Raw genomic sequence first — 19,187 nt, 5'->3', positions numbered from 1 at the left:
CCAGCGCGGTCGGTCAACCGGCCCCAAGACAGCCCGCCCCGTGACAGGGCGGGCTGCTTTCCTGTGTCAGAGTGCGCCTTTCTCGATCTCGCCGGCGATGTGTTCGGCTTGCCGGATTGCCAGCGCCACGATGGTCAGCGTCGGGTTTTCGGCCGCCGACGTGGTGAACACCGACCCGTCCGAGACGAACAGGTTGGGGATGTCATGCGTCTGACCCCATTTGTTCACCACCCCGTCGCGCGGATTTTCCGACATGCGGTTGGTGCCCAGATTATGCGTTGACGGATAGGGCGGCGTCGGCAGGATCCGCGTCGCCCCTGCCGCGCGATAGATCTGTTCACCGGCGCGATAGGCGTGGTCGCGCATGGCGACATCGTTGGGGTGGTCGTCGTAATGCACGTTGGGCACCGGCTGACCGAAGCGGTCCTTTTCATTGCGGTTCAGCGTGATGCGGTTGGTTTCCTGCGGCAGATCCTCGCCCACGATCCACATGCCGGCCATGTTTTCGTAACTGTCCAGCGCCGTGGTGAACTCTCGCCCCCAGCCGCCCGGGTCCATGAAGGCCGCCATGAACGGGATACCCAGCGCCAGCGTCTCCAGCTCATAACCGCCGACAAAGCCGCGTTCGGGGTCGTGATGCGCCTCGTCCTGCACGATACCGGCCATGGTGGTGCCGCGCCACATGCGCACGGGCCGTTCAAAGATCGCATAGACGGAACCGGTGGTATGACGCATGTAGTTGCGTCCCACTTGGCCCGAGCTGTTGGCCAGCCCGTCCGGGAAACGCTCGGATGCCGAGGCAAGCAGCAGTCGCGGGCTTTCGATCGAGTTGCCGGCGACGGAGACGATGCGGGCGCGCTGGAACTGCTCGGCCCCGTCCTTGTCGATATAGCGCACGCCGGTGACCTTGCCGTCATCGTCATGCTCGATCCGGGTCGCGTGGCATTGGTCGCGGACCTCAAGATTGCCGGTCGCCTCGCCACGCGGGATGTCGGTATAGGCGGCGGACCATTTCGCGCCCCATTTGCAGCCCTGAAAGCAGAATCCCGTCTGCTGGCACGCCATACGGTCGTCGTTCTCGACCGAGTTGATCGCCATGTGCCCGGTCGAGACCTTTTCATAGCCCGCGGCTTTGGCGCCTTTTTCCAGCACCAGATAGTTGTTGTTCCCCGGCAGGCCGGGCAGGTCGTTGGTGCGGGTGACGCCCAGCTTTTTCTCGGCCAGATCGTAATATGGCTCCAGTTCGGCCAGCGAAATCGGCCAGTCCAGCAGGTTCGCCCCATCGACATGGCCATAGGTGCTGAGCGCCTTGAACTCATGTTCCTGAAAGCGCAGCGAGGCGCCGGCCCAGTGGATCGAGGTGCCGCCCACCGCCTTGACGATCCATGCCGGCAACGTGGCAAAGTCGCGCGCCACGCGCCAGTCCCCCGAGGTCGTGCGCATGTCGCCCCAGCTTAGCTGCGCGAAACTGTCCCATTCGTCGTTGATGTAATCCTCGGGCAGATAGCGCCCGCCGGCCTCCAGCGCCACGACCTTGACGCCCCTTTGCGCCAGTTCGTTGGCCAGAACCCCGCCGCCCGAACCGGTGCCGACGATGACCACGACCGACGCGTCGTCGAGTTCGAATTTTGCTACATTCTCAGCCATTTTCGCCCCCTACAGCCAGTCGATGTCGTTGAAGCCGCGCTCGATATAGCCGCCGTGCGAATAGCTTTCGCCCTCATATCCAAAGAGCGGCCAGATCTCTTTCTGGTTGTAGAGGCCGGTGACCAGCCCCGCGCGGATGGTCTGGAAAAAGGGCGTGTGTTCGATCATGCGCAGCATGGCGACGCGGTCCTTTTCCCAGCCCGCGGCCAGATAGCTGTCGAAACCCTGGCCTTGGGCCACAAGGTCCAGCGCGCTGACGCCGGCCTCGATCATCCCGGCCTGTTCGGGGTCGTCATGGGTCTTGACGGCGATGGCATAGAACCGATCGGCGATGCGGTCATGCGGATAGATATCGCGCGCCATCTGGATCAGCGTCGCCATGGTTTCGGGTTTCAGCGCGGCGGTCTCGACCGCCCATGCCGCGTCGCGGGCGGCCACGAAGCCGGCGCCGACCACGCATGTGGCCCCCGCCGCAAGGGCGCGCGCCAGCAGGCCGCGCCGGGTCAACCCCCTGACATCGCTGCCAGAGGGGGATGGATGGGTCATGTTCATTAACTCCTCCCTGAGTTGGTTTGGCCCGGTCTCCCCACCGGGCCGCCTGCCTAGAGGTAACGGCCTGCGCGTTGCAGTACCTCGATCTCGTAGCCGTCCGGGTCCTTGATAAAGAAAAAGCGTGCGATCACTTGGCCGCCGGGGGCGAAATCCACCAGCTTGCGCGGGGCAAGGCCCAGATCGGTCAGGCGCTGGTGTTCGGCATCCACGTCGGGAACCGAGACGGCCATATGGCCATAGCCGTCGCCAAGGTCATAGGGTTCCTCGCGCCCCTTGTTGACGGTCAGCTCCAGTTCAAAGCTGCTTTCCGCATTCGCCAGATAGACCAGCGTAAAGTTGTCGAAGTCCATCCGCTCGACGGGCTCAAGCCCAAAGGCCGCCTTGTAAAACGCCAGCGAGCGCGCCTCGTCCTGCACGCGGATCATGGAATGGATAATCTTTGCCATGCGGGCTTTCCCCTTTCGATCTTTGTACCAGTATCGGAAGGCCCGGGCCGCTGCGGGTAGCATCATGTTACCACGCGGCGGATTTCTTGCGCAAAGGCCGCGATCAGGCGGCCTTGGCAACCTGCGCCGCTGCCTTGCGGAAGTCCTGCGCGCCGCGGCCGCGCAGTTCCAGTTGCACCAGACAGGTGCAGCGCAGCAGCGAGGCGAAATTCACCGGCTCGCCGCGCAGTTGCAGCACCTCGGATTGCAGGGTGGACAGAAAGGCGGGCGTGGCCATGCCTTCGCTTGCGGCGATCTCGTCGAGAATGTCCCAGAAAGCCTGTTCCAACCGGATCGAGGTGCTTTGTCCGTTCAGCCGCAGCTTGCGGGTCGCCGGTTGGTAACGGCGCGGATCCTGGCGAGAGAACACTTCACACATGGCATGTTATCCTGAACTGGCTGGGCTTTCGATCATAGCACGGGTTGCGGGCCTTGCCAGTTTCTTGCGCAGCTTTGCCACTGTCGTCCTAAGAGCTTGCCGGCCCCGTGTGCTATGGCAACATGGGCAATAGGACGCACCCGCATTGCATTGCATATATACGTATGCTCGAATATGTAAGATTACGGCATCGCTCCAATGAGCAGAGGGAGAGAGATTTCCATGACCCATGCCCCGGACGTAACTGGGTTTTACGAGACACGCACCGGCTCGGTGCAATATGTGGCGGCGGATCCCCGGACCGGAAAATGCGCCATCATCGATCCCGTGCTGGACTTTGACGAGAAATCCGGTGCCACGGCCACGATCGAGGCCGACCGCATCCTGAACTTCATCGCCGAAAGGGGTTATGAGGTGCAGTGGATCCTGGATACCCATCCCCATGCCGACCATTTCTCGGCCGCGGATTACCTAAGGGGCAGGACCGGTGCCCCCACCGCCATCGGCGAAAAGGTAATCGACGTGCAGAAGCTGTGGAAGGAATTCTACAACTGGCCGGATTTCCCCACCGACGGTTCGCAATGGGACCGGCTTTTTGCCGAGGGCGAGACCTTTCAGGTCGGCGATATTCCGGCCCGCGTGATGTTCTCTCCCGGGCATACGCTGGCGTCGATCACCTATGTCATCGGCGACGCGGTCTTTGTGCATGACACGCTGTTCATGCCCGATAGCGGCACCGCGCGGGCCGATTTTCCGGGGGGCGACGCACATATGCTGTGGGATTCGATTCAGGCGATCCTGTCATTGCCCGACGAGATGCGGGTGTTTACCGGGCACGATTATTGCCCCGGCGGGCGCGAGCCCTTGTGGCAATCCACCGTTGCCGAACAAAAGGCCGGCAATATCCATATGTCGCGATACCGGACCAAGGCCGAATTCGTGGCGGCGCGGCAGGCGCGGGACAGGTCCCTGCCGATGCCCAGGCTGATCCTGCCCGCATTGCAGATCAACACCAACGCCGGTCGCCTGCCCGAGCCGGAATCGAACGGCCGCCGCTATCTGAAGATCCCGCTGGACCTGTTGCGGGGCCCCTGGGCTGAACCAAAGGAGAGTTAAAGATGCAAATCAACATTGGAAGCACCGAACGCGCGCTGCGGCTGATACTGGGCGTCGTGCTGGTATTGCTGCCCTTCCTGACCGCACTTTCGATGCTTTGGACCTGGGTGTCGGTGATTGCCGGGCTGGTTCTGGTCGTGACCGGCGTGGTGCGGTTCTGCCCGCTTTGGGCGATGCTGGGCATCTGCACAGCAGGTCGGAAATGACCGAGTTCACGCCCGTGCAATCGCTGCTGGGCGGTGGGTTGATCGGTTTGGCTGCTGTGCTTTTGATGGCGTTGCACGGCCGTATCGCCGGCATGACCGGGATTCTGGCGGGGGCTTTTGCATCGCAAGGCGACCGGGGCTGGCGGCTGGCCTTTCTGGCCGGCGCGGTTGCCGCACCCGCGCTGCTGGCCGGGCTGGGTGGACTAAGGATCGCCTTTGACAGCCCGGTGCCGCTGGTCATGACCGTGCTTAGCGGGCTGCTGGTCGGCATCGGCGTGACCTATAGCGGCGGCTGCACCTCGGGGCACGGGGTTTGCGGCATGGCGCGGTTGTCGCGCCGTTCGATCATGGCGACGCTTTGCTTCATGCTGACGGCGGGGCTGACGGTCTATGTGACGCGCCACCTGGTGGGAGGGATGTGAGGTGGCCTTGCTGTCGGCCTTGCTGATCGGGTTGGTCTTTGGCGCAGGCATTGCGGTTTCGGGGATGATAAACCCGGCCAAAGTGCTGAACTTCTTTGATATCGCCGGAACCTGGGATCCCTCCCTTGCCTTCGTGATGGGCGGCGCGCTGATGGTGGTCATTATCGGCTACCGGCTGGTGTTGCGCCATGCCGCGCCGGTTTTCGACTGGCGCTTTCACCTGCCGCAAAGGCGCGACATCGACCTGGCCTTACTGGGTGGCTCGGCGCTGTTCGGTGTTGGATGGGGGTTGGCGGGCTTTTGTCCGGGGGGCGCGATCCCTGCCATCGGTCTTATGCGTCCCGAGCCGGTGTTGTTCGTTGCGGCCATGATCGCGGGAATCGCCGTCGCCAAGACGGTTCAGCGCGGGTCTGCTGCCCGTTCAGATAACGAGCAATAGGAAGCGGCCATTCTTAGAGGCCAGAAGTCAGCCCTTGCGGCCACAGAAATCGCTGTAAAGCACTTCCATCACTTTGCGTGCGGGCTGGCTTTCGATGCGATACCAGATCGTCTGGCCGTCGCGGCGGCCGGCGATGATCCTGTCGCGCCGCAGCAGCGCCAGATGCTGCGACACCGTCGAATCGCGGATGCCCAGAAAATCCGCAAGCTGGCCCACGGATTTCTCGCCCTGCACCAACAGGCACAGGATCAGCAGCCGGTGACGATTGCCCAGCGATTTCAGGAACTCGCTTGCCTCGTCAGCGGCCGCGCGCATCGCCTCGGGATCTATGCTGACGTTAATACTCATATTCTATAACTACAATGTTGCGAATATACGGTCAAGGTGAAGCCGAATTGCCCGTCACAAATCTGTGTGGCGGCAGTTTGACGCATTAATATTCGAAATTACGAATGTTACCCCACCCCCTCGTTCACATGCGCGAGCCATAAATCCGCAAGCAAAGAGGTGATTTTCATGCACAAGATGATTCTGGCAGCCCTTGCCCTGACCCTTCCCGCACTGGCCCATGCGGCCGAGCCTGAGGATGTCGCGGCCGCCCGTATCGGTTTTTACAAACTGGTCGGTCTGGAAATGGGCGCTTTGGGCGCCATGGCACAGGGCGAGGCACCTTATGACGCCGACCGGGCCAAGGCGCTTGCGGCCGATCTGAAAGTACTGTCCGAATATCAGCATGACGACCTGTTGATGCCCGGAACCTCGAACACTGAACTGGCTGGCAAGACCCGCGCCCTGCCGGCGATCTGGGCGCAGCCCGACGATTACCGGGCCAAGGGCATGGCGTTTGGCGAGGCGGTTGCCGCGCTGAACGAAGTGGCCGGAGACGGGCATAAGGCGATGGCCCCCGCAGTCGGAAAGGTTGGAGCGACCTGCAAAGCCTGCCACGACGACTATCGCGCCAAGGATTTCTAGGATGCGCGATTTCAGTGCCGAGGCATCCCAGCAGATGACGCAGGTGATCCGGTTGTGGGATCTGCCGCTGCGGATCTTTCACTGGGCGCTTGTGATCTGCGTTGCCTCGGCCTGGGGGTTGGGCAGGTTCGGCCCGGATATCATGACGCTGCATTTCCTGTTCGGTTATGCAGTGATCGGGCTTCTGGTCTTTCGCTTGCTTTGGGGCTTTGTCGGGCCACGCCCGGCGCGGTTCCGAAGCTGTCTTTACGGTCCCCGTGCAGTCTTCGCCTATCTGCGCGATATCCCGGCGCGGCGTCCCAGCTATTGGCCGGGGCACAACCCGCTTGGCGGGTTGTTCGTGATCGCACTGCTGGTCGTTCTGGCAGCGCAGGCCGCGATCGGACTGGTCGCCGACCCGCAGGATTATGTCAACACCGGCCCGCTGGCCCGGATGGTCAGTGCCAAGATCTCGCGCATGGCATTGAACTGGCATGACATTCTGGGCAAGGTCATCATGCTGATGGTGGTGCTGCATGTCGCGACGATCCTGTTTTATCGGCTGTGGAAGCGCGAGGATCTGATCCGGCCCATGATTGTCGGCTGGAAGCGCGTTTGCGGCCGCAAGTAGCCGTCGTGCCCGCGGATGGGCTGGCATCCGCGCGGCCGAACTCGGGGGGCGCCGGTTTGCGCCCCCCGATGCCAACCGGCATCTGGCAATAGACGGGGCAGGGGGCCTAGTCCCGGACAGGCTCATTGCGTCATTGCGCGGTTACCACTGGAATTTTTCTGCAAACCCGCCCAAAAGCTTGGTCACGCAACCGAATCCGAGAGACGTGATGGGCTATTTTCCTGACTGGCGCCCCGCAGCGGGCGCCACGGTGCTACCCGATGAAAAGCTGCCGTTTGCCGCTGCCGTGCCGATGAGCCTGCAGCACTTGCTGGCAATGTCCGGGTCGACCATCCTGGCGCCGCTGATCATGGGGTTCGATCCCAATGTCGCGGTATTCTTCTCTGGGATCGGCACGCTTTTGTTCTTTGTGATCACAGGGGGAAGGGTGCCAAGCTATCTTGGTTCCTCCTTTGCCTTCATCGCCGTCATCATGGCCGCGACCGGCTTTGCCGGCGGCGGGCCGAACCCAAACATCGCCGTGGCGCTTGGAGGCATCATCGCCGCGGGCTTTGTCTATGCGCTGATCGGCCTGATCGTGATGGCCATCGGCTCGGGCTGGGTCGAAAAGCTGATGCCCCCGGCCGTGACCGGCGCCATCGGCATGTCCATCGGGCTGAACCTTGCCCCCGTGGCGGTCCAGCAGTTGGACGGCAGCCATGCCCACCTCAGCATCGCCTTGGCGACCGTGCTGTGCATGGCGCTGGTTTCGGTCTATGGGCGGCAGGCGACGCGGCGGATCGCGGTTCTGGTTGCGCTGCTGTTCGGCTATGTGCTGGTGCTGGGCTTTGGCAACGGGCTTGGAATGGTGCCGGGTATCGACTTTTCCGCCATCGCTGCCGCGCCTTGGTTTGGGGTGCCGAATTTCACCGCCCCCCGGTTCGAGTGGTCGGCGATCAGCCTGATCGCCCCGGTCGCCATCGTGCTGGTGGCCGAGAACCTTGGCCATATCAAAGCTTTGGGCGCAATCACCGGGCGCAACATGGACCGCTATATCGGCCGGGGTTTCTTAGGCGACGGGCTTGCCACCATGCTGGCGGGCGCGGGCGGCGGCACGGGCGTGACCACCTATGCCGAGAACATCGGCGTGATGGCCATGACCCGGGTCTATTCCACGCTGATCTTTCCCATGGCGGCGGTCATCGCGATCTTTCTGGGTCTGTCGCCCAAGTTTGGCGCGGTCCTGCAAACCATCCCCGCGCCGGTTCTGGCGGGGCTGGCGGTGTCGGTCTTTGGCCTGATCGCCTCGGCCATGGCGCGGATCTGGGTGGACAACAAGGTCGATTTTTCGGACCCGCGCAACCTGTTCACCGTGGGGGTGGCGCTGATCCTTGGGGCGGGCGACTTTACCGTCAATATCGGCAACTTCGCCTTGGGCGGTATCGGCACCTCGACCTTTGCGGCGCTGCTGCTTTACCAACTGCTGGGCATCGGCCGCCGCTGACGCCTTGCAAGGGGCGGGCCCGTGCTGCTTGCGGGGCCGCCCCACCGGGCGGGCACAAGTCTGCCGACAAACATGTATGGCAGGCTGCGCTATTGCGTGCGGAGCCAATCCCATTATGAGTGACAGCCATTCAGCCGGGGACAACGCCAATGCGCATGCGCGACACCTTCATCAAGCCCATGCACCGCGAGGGCATTCGCTTCGTGGCAAGCTTTGCCGCGGCAACGCTGCTGCTGTTCCTGATATGGGAGCCGTTGGGCTGGATCGGGGTCGGCCTGACCGTCTGGTGCTATTACTTCTTTCGCGACCCCGAGCGTGTGACGCCCCTGCGCCCCGGCCTGATCGTCAGCCCGGCGGACGGGGTGGTGTCGCTGATCGAGCCGGCCGTGCCGCCGGCCGAACTGGGCATGGCCGATGCCCCCCTGACGCGGGTCAGCGTCTTCATGAGCGTGTTCAACTGCCACGTGAACCGCAGCCCCATCGCGGGCGAGGTGGTGTCGGTCGCCTATCGGCCCGGCAAGTTCTTCAACGCATCGCTCGACAAGGCCAGTGTCGATAACGAAAGAAACGGCCTGCGCATCCGCATGGCCGACGGGCGCGATCTGGCGGTGGTGCAGATTGCCGGACTCGTGGCGCGCCGCATCGTCTGTTTCGTGAAACCGGGCGACAATCTGCGGACCGGAGAGCGGTTCGGCCTCATCCGCTTTGGCTCGCGGCTGGATGTCTATCTGCCGCCGGGCGTCGTGCCGCTGGTCGACATCGGCCAGACCATGGTCGCGGGCGAAACGGTCATCGCCGAACTGCCGCAGGCCCAGCAGGCGGAGGCGTGATGGATCAGCCGACCGGCCCGCAGACCGAATTTTCGCTGGTCCAGTTGTTGCCGAACATGCTGACCATCGTTGCGGTTTGCGCCGGGCTGACCGCCATCCGCTGTGGCATGCAGGGCGAATACATGCTGGCAGCGCTGCTGATCATCGCCGCAGGCATCCTTGACGGCATAGACGGACGGATCGCGCGGCTTCTGGGGTCCTCCAGCAAGATCGGGGCCGAGCTGGATTCGCTGGCTGATTTCCTGAATTTCGGCGTGGCCCCACCGCTGATCCTGTATTTCTGGGCACTGAAGGACTTTCGCGGGCTGGGTTGGATCAGCGTGCTGGTCTTTGCCGTCTGCTGCGTGATCCGGCTTGCGCGTTTCAATGTCTCGACCAAATCCGATGATCCGTGTCGGGACAGTGCCTATTTCGAAGGCATCCCCTCGCCGGCTGGGGCGCTGTTGGTGATGCTGCCGATGTATGTGTCCTTTGCCTTTGCCGATCGGCCGGTGTTGCCGCAGATCCTTATCTGCCTGCATATGATACTGGTGGGGCTGCTTCTCATCAGCCACATCCCGACCTGGTCCTTCAAGACCACAAAGATATCGCGCGGGAACGTCAAGTTCCTGCTGGTCGGCGTGGCCTTTGTCGGGGCGGCGCTGCTGACTTTTGCCTGGGTTACGCTGATCGCGCTTTGCCTTGCCTATGTCGCGATGGTGATCTGGGCGTGGATTGACCGGGAACGTCCCTCGAACCGATAAGGAACGGCAATGGATATCGAAGCTGTCCAATCCTCGTATTCCCGCTGGGCGCCGATCTATGACCGGACCTTTGGCGCGGTAACCAACATGGGCCGGCGCCGGGCGGTGGAATATATCAATCGCCGCGGCGGATCCGTGCTGGAGGTCGGCGTCGGCACCGGGCTGTCGCTGGAACATTACGGCCCGCAGATACAGGTGACCGGCATCGATTTCAGCCAGGACATGCTGGACAAGGCCATCGCCAAGGTGCAGCGGCTGGAACTGAAGCAGGTGCATGAGCTGCGGCAGATGGATGCGCGTTCGCTGGATTTCCCGGACAACCACTTCGACACCGTTACGGCGATGCATGTGCTGTCGGTCGTGCCCGAGCCCGAGCAGGTGATGGCCGAGATCGCCCGCGTCTGCAAACCCGGCGGCAAGGTCGTCATCACCAACCATTTCGCGCGTGAACGCGGTGCGATGGCAGCGGTCGAACGGATTTTCGCCCCTCTGGCCAACACCATCGGCTGGCATTCGGATTTCCACATCGAAAGGGTGCTGGGACAGGAGTCCCTGAAATTGGAAGAGCGTCGGACCCTGCCGCCGCTGGGAATGATGACGTTTCTGGTGCTGGGTAAGGCGGCGGGCTAAGGCTGCGGTGACGGCCTGCCCAAGGCAAGGGAAAGCAATGCTCATCGCCCAGCGGTTGTGCGCGCACCGGTATTCTGACGCTTTCTGGTTAGAAACCAGTTTCAACGAATCGGTGTTTATGTTAATTGACTAATCAGTCAAGTTGTGGTGGTTTGACGTAGTATCGACTGCCGGGCCCTTGGGTCCGGCATTTCTTTTTGCCGCAGATCGCTTTCAGGAAGCGGTGGAATCGCGGCAACCGGCAAGCGCTCAACCCCGCCATGCTTCGCCGGCTTCGGCTCAGCGGCAGGATCATCGCGCGGGGCCACCATTACTGCCATGCCTTTCGTGAATGAAACTACCCGGCACTTCTGGTCATACAACCGGTCGCCGGCAATGACGGCCCCCGGCTTCTTCGTTGCCCCAATACCCTCGGGGGTGAATTGCGGCGTCAGCCGCAAGAGGGGGCCCGAGGCCCCCTCCAACCCTCAACCGACAATCGCCGCCTCAGTCGCTGTCCGCAACTCGGCCTCGCTGATACCATCGGCCAGCTCGACGATTTTCAGCCCGCCCGGAACGACGTCCAGCACGCCAAGGTTGGTGATGATCCGATCCACCACGCCCTTGCCGGTCAGCGGCAGGGTGCATGCCCGCAGCACCTTGGATTCACCGGCCTTGTTGGTGTGGTCCATGACCACCACCACCCGGCCCACGCCGGCCACAAGGTCCATGGCGCCGCCCATACCCTTGACCAGCTTGCCGGGGATCATCCAGTTCGCCAGATCGCCGTTCTCAGCCACCTCCATGGCGCCCAGGATCGCCATGGCGATCTTGCCGCCGCGGATCATGGCAAAGCTTTCCGAACTGTCGAAATAGGCGGTCTGCGGCAACTCGGTTACCGTCTGCTTGCCGGCGTTGATCAGGTCCGCGTCCTCTTCGCCCTCATAGGGAAAGGGACCGATGCCTAGCATGCCGTTTTCGGATTGCAGCGTCACCTCGACGCCCTCGGGGATGTAGTTCGCCACCAGCGTGGGGATGCCGATCCCAAGGTTCACGTACCAGCCGTCCTGCAGTTCCTGTGCGGCCCGAGCCGCCATCTGGTTCCGATCCCAGCCCTTGATTTCGGTGGCCATCACGCGGTCTCCTTCTTGCGGGTGGTGCGTTGCTCGATCCGCTTTTCGTGTTCGCCCTGGATCAGACGGTGGACATAGATGCCCGGCAGGTGGATCGCATCGGGATCAAGGCTGCCCGTGGGCACGATCTCTTCGACCTCGCAGATGCAGATGCGGCCGCATTTCGCCGCAGGGACGTTGAAGTTGCGCGCCGTCTTGCGAAAGATCACGTTGCCCGAGGTATCGGCCTTCCAGCCTTTGACGATGGCGAGATCGGCGACGATGCCGCGCTCCAGGATATAGGTCTCACCGTCGAAATCGTGATGCTCCTTGCCCTCGGCGATCACCGTGCCCACGCCGGTCTTGGTGTAAAAGCCCGGAATGCCGGCGCCCCCGGCGCGCATGCGTTCAGCCAATGTGCCCTGAGGATTGAACTCCAGCTCCAATTCACCCGAAAGATATTGGCGCATGAATTCAGCATTCTCGCCGACATAGGACGAGATCATCTTCCTGATCTGGCGGCTGTCCAGCAGGATGCCCAACCCGAACCCGTCCACGCCGCAATTGTTGCTGGCGATGGTCAGATCCTTGGTCCCCGCCTTGTGGATCGCATTGATCAGCAATTCGGGGATGCCGCAAAGCCCGAAACCGCCGGCTGCGATCAGCATTCCGTCCTCAAGCAACCCCTCCAGTGCCGCATCCGCGCTGGGATATATCTTGTTCGATCCTGTCATTCGTACGCCTCGATCTGGTTGATCCCCGACGGTCGGCCTTTTGCCCGCCGCGATCAACCCTGTCGTATGTCGCGAAAATGCACTATCCGTAGGAATACGTAGTCGAGTAGGTATCCGATGCAGCGACCGGTTTGGCAAACCCGGGATTATGACGGCCTTGGCTTCCAGAACGCACCCGATGCGACGCTGGTTCTGGTCGAACGCGTCATCGTCCGGGCCAGCCTGATGGTTGAGACAGTCTTTGGCTGGACCCCGCAAGAGCTTGAGGGGCGATCCATGCATTGCCTCTATCCGGGCCAGACCGATTTCGATCTGGTCGGCAAGCGCGCATGCAAGGCTCTGCGCGAACGGCCTTTTTACAAGGACGAGCGATTCATGCGCCGCAAGGACGGCCGGATCGTCTGGATGGAGGGCAGGGGTCGGACCATGGATCAGCACGACCCGCACCGCTTAGCGATCTGGACTTATCGGCCTCTGGAATCGGCGGTGGGTGCGGCCAGTTTGCTGACCGCAACGGAAAAGCGCATTGCCGGCTATCTGGTCAACGGATTCACCAGCAAGGAGATTGCCAAGTCGCTGGATTGCTCACCCCGCACGGTCGAGGTCCATCGCGCGAACATGATCCGCAAGATGGGCGTGCGCAACAGTTTCGAACTGGTGCGCCGGCTGCTGGATATCGGCTCGGGTTAGCGGCGGGCCGTCAGCGGAGCTGGCGGCTTGAGCGGCGTCCGGTTCCGGTTGGATGGCATCAAACTACATAAGACGGACATGCCAGCGCGCGATCTTGCGTCGTTCATCGAGATCGAGATGCAGATAGGGTTGGGGCATGGAAAGCTCTCCTTGATGCAATCCGCTGATTTTACATCAAAGTCGCAGTTCCAACTTGAATCCACCCTCCAGATAGTCGTGAATTCGATAATCTGAATTATGTAAACTAATTGCAGAAATCCGATCAGATCGGTTCACCTAAGCTTGCCGCGCGCAATGGCATAAAAACGCCCAAGGTTGCTAGTGGCGTGGAAGTTGGCAGGTCATCCTATATTGCATACTGGATGGACGGTCCGCAATCCGAGCGGGTGAAGGACCTCCCACGCCATAATCCTCTCGGATCGCGGGATTGACCAAGCCTGTCACGATGACATTGGTCAGTCCGACTTAGCGGATCGCACTGCAACCCGACCTGAACGACACCATAGGGCTCGACCTCGGAAAGGATCATGATCTCGGCACAAACAAAAAGCTTGACCGAGACCCGTGATTAAAGGGCCGATTATGATAAAATCACCACGGCACTCAGCCTGACAACATCAAAGCGTCAGGAAATTTCATAAAGCGTTTCAAACTTTTGCCGCAGATCCCTCTTGAGAATTTTGCCAGCCGTATTGCGGGGCAGGTCCGGCACGAAGACAAAGCGTTTGGGCACCTTGAACGGGGCAAGCAGCTCCTTGGCATGATCATGCAACCCGTCGACATCCGCTTGGTGGCCGGGACGCAGGACGATGATTGCAGTCACCGCCTCGATCCAGCGATCATGAGGCAGGCCGACGACCGCGACCTCTTGGACTGTAGGATGCATGAACAGCGCCTCTTCGACCTCGCGGCTGGCGACCACAGTGCCGCCGGTCTTGATGATGTCCTTCACACGGTCGACAACGCTGATGAAGCCTTCTTCATCCATCACGCCGATATCGCCCGAATGGAACCATCCGCCTGCGAAAGCTTCAGCCGTTGCTTGGGGCGCGTTCCAATAGCCCACCAGCAATTGAGGCGAGCGATGGACGATTTCGCCCTGCGTGCCGGGCGGCACATCCCGCATGTTCTCGTCCACCAACCGCGTCTGGACGTTAAAGATCGCCCTTCCGGCCGAGGCAGGCCGGGCGTCGTGATCCTCGGGGCGCAATACGGTGGCCAATGGTCCGATCTCGCTTTGGCCATAGCAGTTGAAGGGCCGCGCACCGGGCAACCGTTGGCGCAGTTCCTGCAGCGTCGGCACCGGCATGATAGAGGCGCCGTAATAGATGAACTGCAACGAGGAAAGGTCGTGGCTGTCGAATGCCGGACAACGCAGCAGACTGATCCAGACCGTGGGAGGCGCGAAGAAAGAGGTGATGGCGTGTTCCTCGATCAGGCGCAGGCACAATTCCGGCTGCGGCGCCTCGATCAGAAGAGTGGTCGCACCCACCAGCAGTTGTGGCATGACGAAGACATGCATCTGCGCCGAATGATAAAGCGGCAGCGCCGCCAATGCCTTGTCACGGACCGAGAGCTCCAATTCGACAATGCAGCTGACATATTCGGCCATCAATGCGCGATGGGTCATCATCGCGCCCTTGGGCGCCGCTGTCGTTCCCGAGGTGTAGAGAAGCTGCACCAGATCGTCGTCGCCTACATTATCGCCAAGCCCGGCAGGAATGTTGATCGCGCTGTCGCAGGCAAAATGCAGGACATCGGCTTTTTCTCGCCCGAAAAGCGTTCCCAGCAGCCGCAGGCCCGGCAGGTCGTCCAGAACCTCATGCGCCTTTTCCTCCAACGACGGATCGACGAACAGCGCCACAGCCCCGGAGTTCTCGATGATGTAATGCAACTCGCGTCCGACCAGCGCATAGTTGATCGGCACATGGACGAAGCCGGCGCGGGCACAGGCCAGCCACAGGATCAGAAAAGCATCCGAATTCCGCCCATAGGCCGCCACCCGGTCGCCCGGCGCTATCCCCTGGGCCAACAGCCCGGCTGCGACCCGATCTGCGGCTTTTTCCAGTGCAGCGAAAGACCAGGTCCTGTCGCCGAAGACAAGCGCCGTGCGGTCGCGATACTTGCTGGCCACCCGGGTCAGCGCGTCCCCGATCGTATTCCGGCCCGCGTGGCGGATTCTTGTCGCAAGTTCCCCTGAGTTGTTCGTCATGATGTCCTCCTCCGATCTGTCTTCGCGTGCTGCGAATACGGCCGGCGCACTCCCCCGCGCCGGTCGATTGGATTAATGCACGGCGGTTGCCCGCCAGAGTGCAGGTCCCCCGGTCCATTCCGGGTAGCCGGCAAGGTCGATGCTGGCCAGTGCCGCAAGATCCGCGTCGGGCACATCCGCGACCGCCGCAGCGCCCGCGTCAAGCAAACGGTGCGCGATACGATCCAGCATCGCCGCATCGCCCGGTTCACCGTCAGGGACCTGTGCGGCTGGCTGGGCGGGCGGCACCAGCGGCGGCAGCCCGGCCCGGATTGCGGCGTTGCGGACCACATTGGCGCCCTGCCCTTCGGCGGCGATGCGCGCGGCCTCCTGCTGCATCGCCTGCGTGACTTTTGCCGCAATCGCCGTCAGTTCCGGATTGTCGACGGCTGTTACATTAGGCCCGCGCTTGGCGATCCGCTGGCGCAGGAAGAACCGCGCTTCGGTCAGTCCACGCGCCGCGTGGGTCGCAGCAAGCTTGGCGAAATAACCGGCCTCGACGGCAAGCGCGCGTTCGATGGGCAGGCGGATCCCCTCGAAGACCGCCGAGAGGATGGTGCCCGCGGCAGGTTGAAAGTGCCCTGCATGTGCCGTGGCCGCAGCGTTCGCCATCAGGAAGGCGGTGAATGCCTCGATGCTGCTCACCGGCGTTCCCGGCATCCGAAAGCCACGCATGTCCCAAGGCTGCTGGGCAGGAACCCGACCTTCGGCCAAAACTGCGCGCGCGGCCGACATCAGACCTTCGGTGGTGACCACGTCGTCGATGAGGCCGATGGCCTTTGCCTGATCCGCCGCTATCGGCTTGCCGTCTGTCAGCATGCGCAGCGCGGGCTCCAGCCCGACGATTCTCGGCAGCCGCTGTGTTCCGCCCGCGCCGGGCAGAAGGCCCAGCCCGACCTCTGGCAGCCCATAAACGGCACCGGGCGCGTCTGCGGCGATCCGGTAGTGACAGCCAAGCGCAAGCTCCAGCCCGCCGCCCAGGGCGGTGCCGGGCAGCGCCGCGACGACTGGTTTTCCGCAGGTCTCCATCCGGCGGATCTGCTGGCCAAGGACCGCCAGTTCGGCAACCTCGCGTCGTTCGATAAGCTGTGTGACCTCGGTCAGATCGGCCCCGGCTACGAAGGTTGCCTTGCCGGATGTCAGGATGATCCCGATCACTGCCGGATCCGCCGACAGCCTGGCGAACTCCCCATCCAGCGCCACCGCAAGCGCGGTGGAAAGCAGGTTCATGCGCTGCCCGTCCTGATCTATGGATACGGTGGCGATACCCTCGGTAATGTCTGTCTTCAGCATCCTTGTCCCTCCGTCAGACCCGCTCGATGATCGTTGCGACACCCATGCCGGCACCCACGCAAAGCGTCACCAGAGCGGTGGACTGGCCGCGACGCTCAAGCTCGTCCAGTGCGGTGCCCAGGATGATCGCCCCGGTTGCTCCAAGCGGATGACCCATGGCGATGGCTCCGCCGTTCACGTTCACCTTTGCCGGGTCGATGCCAAGCGCGTCGATGAAACGCAGCGGGATCGCGGCGAATGCCTCGTTCACTTCGAAAAGATCGATGTCCGAAACCGCCATGCCCGCCCGCCGCAACGCCTTTTCGGCGGCGAATGAGGGGGCGGTCAGCATGATCGTCGGCTCCGACCCGATCTCCGCCCATCCCCTGATCCGGGCCCGAGGCTTCAGGCCGGCGCTGCGCCCGGCCTCGGCGCTGCCCAGCAGAATTGCCGCCGCGCCATCGACGATTCCCGACGAGTTTCCCGCGTGATGCACATGCGTCACCTCGGCGAGTTGCGGATAGCGGCTCAACGCGATGCGGTCGAAGCCTGCCGCCCCCAGCCCGGTGAACGCGGGCTTCAGCGCGGCCAGATCGGCGACTGAGGCATTGGGACGCACCGTCTCGTCCCGCGACAGGATCACCGCGCCCGAAGCGTCGCGGACCGGCACCACGGCCCCATCGAAATACCCGGCAGCCCAAGTCGCGGCCGCGCGGCGGTGGCTTTCCACCGCGCAGGCGTCCAGCGTCTCACGCGTATAGCCCCAGAGCGTGGCGATCAGATCAGCCGAGATGCCCTGCGGCACGAAATGGGTCGGAATCGCCACGGCAGGGTCCGAGCCCCAGGCGCCGCCGTCCGAAAGGATCGGGACGCGCGACATGGACTCGACGCCGCCCGCGACGATCATGTCGGCTTGCCCGGCCATGATCTTGGCCGCGCCCATGTTCACCGCCTCAAGCCCGGATGAGCAGAAACGGTTGATCTGCACCCCGGCGACGCTTTCATGCCAGCCCGCTGCGATTGCCGCGATGCGCGGCAGGCACTGGCCCTGTTCGCCCACCGGCCCGACCACACCCATGATGACGTCATCGACAAGTGCGGTGTCGGGCAGGCTGCGCATTCTCAGCGCATCAAGCGCCGTCACGGCAAGCCTGACCGGCGTCACCTCGTGCAGCGCGCCATCCGCACGTCCCCGCCCGCGCGGTGTGCGCAGGTGATCGTAGATGAAGGCTTCCGTCATTCCGACCTCGTTTCGTTGCCAGACGGTTTACGCCATCCAGCCGGATGGCTTCTCCGTTGAGCCCTTGGTTTCATAACTGTCCCTGCCCGACTGCAGGCCGTCACAATGTTCGTGCGATGATGTCCTTCATGATCTCGCTTGCGCCGGCGTAGATGCGCTGGACCCGCGCATCGGCATACATCCGTGCGATGCGGTATTCCTCCATGTAGCCATAGCCACCATGCAACTGAACGCAGATGTCCATCACCCGACCCAGCATCTCGGTGGTGTGAAGCTTGGCCATCGAGGCATCGGCCGCGCTCAGCTCGCCGTTGTTGTGGCGCGTGATGCAATCGTCGACAAAGGCGCGGCTGACCCTGGTTTCGCGCAGGCAATCGACCAGCATGTGGCGCGGTACCTGCAAATCAAGCAGCCGGCCCCCAAAAGCCTCGCGTTCGCGCATATAGGACTGCGTCAACTCTACCGCGTGTTCGGCCATGGCTTGCGCGCCGATGGCCACCCCCATGCGTTCCTGCGGCAACTGGGTCATCATCTGGACGAAACCGTCGTTTTCGGCGCCAAGCAGATTGGCGGCGGGAATACGGACATCCTCGAAGAACAACTCGGCCGTATCCGAGCCATGCATGCCGATCTTGTGCAGGTTGCGCCCGCGACTGAAGCCCTGCGCGCCCTCGGTTTCCAGCACCAGAAGCGAAATGCCCTTGGCCCCCCGTGCCGGATCGGTCTTGCACGCGACGATCAGCAGATCGGCCAGCATGCCGTTGGTGATGAAGATCTTGGATCCGTTCACTACATAACTGTCGCCTTCGCGCCGGGCGCTGGTGCGCAGCGCCTTCAGGTCGCTGCCGGCGCCGGGCTCGGTCATGCCGATCGCCGCGATCCATTCGCCGGTCGCAAGTTTCGGCAGCCACGCGGCTTTTTGCGCGTCGGAACCGTATTGATGGATGTAGTGCGCGACAATCGTGCCATGGATATTCTGCTGGAACGAGGTGATCCCGCAGTAGCCGAGCTCTTCGACCATCACCGCCTCGAAGGTGAAATCGCCGCCGCTTCCGCCATATTCCACCGGAATCGAGGGGCAAAGCGCACCCAACTCGCCGGCCTTGTGCCAGAACTCACGCTCGACAAAACGCTGCTCGCGCCAAGCCTCCTCGCGCGGGACGGCCTCGGTTTCCAGAAAAGCGCGCAAGGATGCGCGAAACATCGCGGCTTCGTCAGATTCCCATGCGCGACGCGGCCTGTTCGCCTGCATTACCTACCCCCTGCAACATGGCGCCCACTCCCTCAGGCGCTGCCCTTTTAAAGACAGAAGGATAAAGTTACCCCTGCTGCCTTGATCAACGAGCCGAACACGTGATCGAATCGCCGATGCCGCAAACTTACTGGTGAGTAAGA

At 62.6% G+C, this 19,187-nt stretch carries 22 protein-coding genes; 11 read left to right on the top strand and 11 right to left on the bottom strand.

Features of this window, described 5'->3' with window-relative positions; genetic code table 11:
• Nucleotides 1-66 precede the first annotated feature (66 nt).
• From JWJ88_RS12940 to JWJ88_RS12925, 4 genes are all read right to left on the bottom strand, one after another.
• Entirely contained in the window at nucleotides 67-1,647 is a 1,581-nt protein-coding gene (locus JWJ88_RS12940; RefSeq protein WP_205295365.1) for a GMC family oxidoreductase, read from the bottom strand.
• 9 nt (nucleotides 1,648-1,656) lie between these two features.
• Entirely contained in the window at nucleotides 1,657-2,199 is a 543-nt protein-coding gene (locus JWJ88_RS12935) for a Twin-arginine translocation pathway signal (protein ID WP_205295364.1), read from the bottom strand.
• 50 nt (nucleotides 2,200-2,249) lie between these two features.
• A complete protein-coding gene (locus tag JWJ88_RS12930) occupies nucleotides 2,250-2,645 on the bottom strand; it encodes a VOC family protein (RefSeq protein WP_205295363.1) in 396 nt (131 codons plus the stop codon).
• Nucleotides 2,646-2,748: 103 nt separating this feature from the next.
• On the bottom strand, nucleotides 2,749-3,063 hold the full coding sequence (locus JWJ88_RS12925) for a ribbon-helix-helix domain-containing protein (protein ID WP_205295362.1): 315 nt from the start codon (nucleotides 3,061-3,063) through the stop codon (nucleotides 2,749-2,751).
• A gap of 222 nt (nucleotides 3,064-3,285) precedes the next feature.
• Between JWJ88_RS12925 and JWJ88_RS12920 the strand changes: the two genes are divergently transcribed.
• From JWJ88_RS12920 to JWJ88_RS12905, 4 genes are read left to right on the top strand one after another with little or no spacing between them, the layout of a single operon-like run.
• Nucleotides 3,286-4,179 carry an MBL fold metallo-hydrolase gene (locus JWJ88_RS12920; protein ID WP_205295361.1) on the top strand — a complete coding sequence of 298 codons (894 nt, stop codon included), beginning with the start codon at nucleotides 3,286-3,288 and terminating at the stop codon, nucleotides 4,177-4,179.
• Between the two features lie 2 nt (nucleotides 4,180-4,181).
• On the top strand, nucleotides 4,182-4,385 hold the full coding sequence (locus tag JWJ88_RS12915) for a YgaP-like transmembrane domain (protein WP_205295360.1): 204 nt from the start codon (nucleotides 4,182-4,184) through the stop codon (nucleotides 4,383-4,385).
• Nucleotides 4,382-4,807, top strand: a complete 426-nt coding sequence (locus JWJ88_RS12910) for a YeeE/YedE family protein (protein WP_205295359.1) — start codon at nucleotides 4,382-4,384, stop codon at nucleotides 4,805-4,807. Before JWJ88_RS12915 ends, JWJ88_RS12910 begins: the two co-directional genes overlap by 4 nt.
• Nucleotide 4,808: 1 nt before the next feature.
• On the top strand, nucleotides 4,809-5,246 hold the full coding sequence (locus JWJ88_RS12905; protein WP_205295358.1) for a YeeE/YedE family protein: 438 nt from the start codon (nucleotides 4,809-4,811) through the stop codon (nucleotides 5,244-5,246).
• 27 nt (nucleotides 5,247-5,273) lie between these two features.
• Here JWJ88_RS12905 and JWJ88_RS12900 read toward each other — a convergent pair whose 3' ends face one another.
• Nucleotides 5,274-5,594, bottom strand: a complete 321-nt coding sequence (locus tag JWJ88_RS12900; protein ID WP_205295357.1) for an ArsR/SmtB family transcription factor — start codon at nucleotides 5,592-5,594, stop codon at nucleotides 5,274-5,276.
• A gap of 168 nt (nucleotides 5,595-5,762) precedes the next feature.
• Here JWJ88_RS12900 and JWJ88_RS12895 point away from each other — a divergent pair, with 168 nt between their 5' ends.
• The 6 genes from JWJ88_RS12895 to JWJ88_RS12870 all read left to right on the top strand — a co-directional run bounded on the left by JWJ88_RS12895 (nucleotide 5,763) and on the right by JWJ88_RS12870 (nucleotide 10,514).
• The gene (locus JWJ88_RS12895) at nucleotides 5,763-6,218 is read left to right on the top strand and encodes a c-type cytochrome (RefSeq protein WP_205295356.1); all 456 of its coding nucleotides are present in this window, start codon (nucleotides 5,763-5,765) and stop codon (nucleotides 6,216-6,218) included.
• A 1-nt stretch (nucleotide 6,219) separates the two neighbouring features.
• Nucleotides 6,220-6,828, top strand: coding sequence for a cytochrome b/b6 domain-containing protein (locus JWJ88_RS12890; RefSeq protein WP_205295355.1), 609 nt, complete (start codon nucleotides 6,220-6,222; stop codon nucleotides 6,826-6,828).
• Nucleotides 6,829-7,036: 208 nt separating this feature from the next.
• Complete coding sequence (locus tag JWJ88_RS12885; RefSeq protein ID WP_205295354.1) at nucleotides 7,037-8,311, top strand: solute carrier family 23 protein; 1,275 nt, start codon at nucleotides 7,037-7,039, stop codon at nucleotides 8,309-8,311.
• A gap of 149 nt (nucleotides 8,312-8,460) precedes the next feature.
• Nucleotides 8,461-9,141: a phosphatidylserine decarboxylase gene (locus JWJ88_RS12880; protein ID WP_205295353.1), complete on the top strand. Its 681-nt coding sequence runs from the start codon at nucleotides 8,461-8,463 to the stop codon at nucleotides 9,139-9,141.
• Complete coding sequence (pssA, locus tag JWJ88_RS12875) at nucleotides 9,141-9,884, top strand: CDP-diacylglycerol--serine O-phosphatidyltransferase (protein ID WP_205295352.1); 744 nt, start codon at nucleotides 9,141-9,143, stop codon at nucleotides 9,882-9,884. Before JWJ88_RS12880 ends, pssA begins: the two co-directional genes overlap by 1 nt.
• A 9-nt stretch (nucleotides 9,885-9,893) precedes the next feature.
• Complete coding sequence (locus JWJ88_RS12870) at nucleotides 9,894-10,514, top strand: class I SAM-dependent methyltransferase (RefSeq protein WP_205295351.1); 621 nt, start codon at nucleotides 9,894-9,896, stop codon at nucleotides 10,512-10,514.
• Nucleotides 10,515-10,981: 467 nt separating this feature from the next.
• Here JWJ88_RS12870 and JWJ88_RS12865 read toward each other — a convergent pair whose 3' ends face one another.
• Together JWJ88_RS12865 and JWJ88_RS12860 are read right to left on the bottom strand one after the other, a co-directional pair.
• Nucleotides 10,982-11,626, bottom strand: a complete 645-nt coding sequence (locus JWJ88_RS12865; RefSeq protein ID WP_205295350.1) for a 3-oxoacid CoA-transferase subunit B — start codon at nucleotides 11,624-11,626, stop codon at nucleotides 10,982-10,984.
• Complete coding sequence (locus JWJ88_RS12860) at nucleotides 11,626-12,339, bottom strand: CoA transferase subunit A (protein WP_205295349.1); 714 nt, start codon at nucleotides 12,337-12,339, stop codon at nucleotides 11,626-11,628. The genes JWJ88_RS12865 and JWJ88_RS12860 overlap by 1 nt, the downstream gene beginning before the upstream one ends.
• A 117-nt stretch (nucleotides 12,340-12,456) precedes the next feature.
• On the opposite strand from JWJ88_RS12860, the gene JWJ88_RS12855 reads away from it, so the two are divergent.
• Complete coding sequence (locus tag JWJ88_RS12855) at nucleotides 12,457-13,029, top strand: LuxR C-terminal-related transcriptional regulator (protein WP_205295348.1); 573 nt, start codon at nucleotides 12,457-12,459, stop codon at nucleotides 13,027-13,029.
• A 625-nt stretch (nucleotides 13,030-13,654) separates the two neighbouring features.
• Here JWJ88_RS12855 and JWJ88_RS12850 read toward each other — a convergent pair.
• From JWJ88_RS12850 to JWJ88_RS12835, 4 genes are all read right to left on the bottom strand, one after another.
• Entirely contained in the window at nucleotides 13,655-15,241 is a 1,587-nt protein-coding gene (locus tag JWJ88_RS12850; protein WP_205295347.1) for an acyl-CoA synthetase, read from the bottom strand.
• 72 nt (nucleotides 15,242-15,313) lie between these two features.
• Nucleotides 15,314-16,573, bottom strand: coding sequence for an enoyl-CoA hydratase-related protein (locus JWJ88_RS12845; RefSeq protein WP_205295346.1), 1,260 nt, complete (start codon nucleotides 16,571-16,573; stop codon nucleotides 15,314-15,316).
• 13 nt (nucleotides 16,574-16,586) lie between these two features.
• Nucleotides 16,587-17,792, bottom strand: coding sequence for an acetyl-CoA C-acetyltransferase (locus JWJ88_RS12840; RefSeq protein WP_205295345.1), 1,206 nt, complete (start codon nucleotides 17,790-17,792; stop codon nucleotides 16,587-16,589).
• Nucleotides 17,793-17,892: 100 nt separating this feature from the next.
• Nucleotides 17,893-18,996: an acyl-CoA dehydrogenase family protein gene (locus JWJ88_RS12835; RefSeq protein ID WP_240200240.1), complete on the bottom strand. Its 1,104-nt coding sequence runs from the start codon at nucleotides 18,994-18,996 to the stop codon at nucleotides 17,893-17,895.
• Nucleotides 18,997-19,187 lie beyond the last annotated feature (191 nt).

Source organism: Paracoccus methylovorus, assembly GCF_016919705.1.
Taxonomy (GTDB): domain Bacteria; phylum Pseudomonadota; class Alphaproteobacteria; order Rhodobacterales; family Rhodobacteraceae; genus Paracoccus; species Paracoccus methylovorus.
The sequence above is the reverse complement of the archived record's forward strand: the minus strand, read 5'-3'. Positions and strand labels throughout refer to the sequence as shown.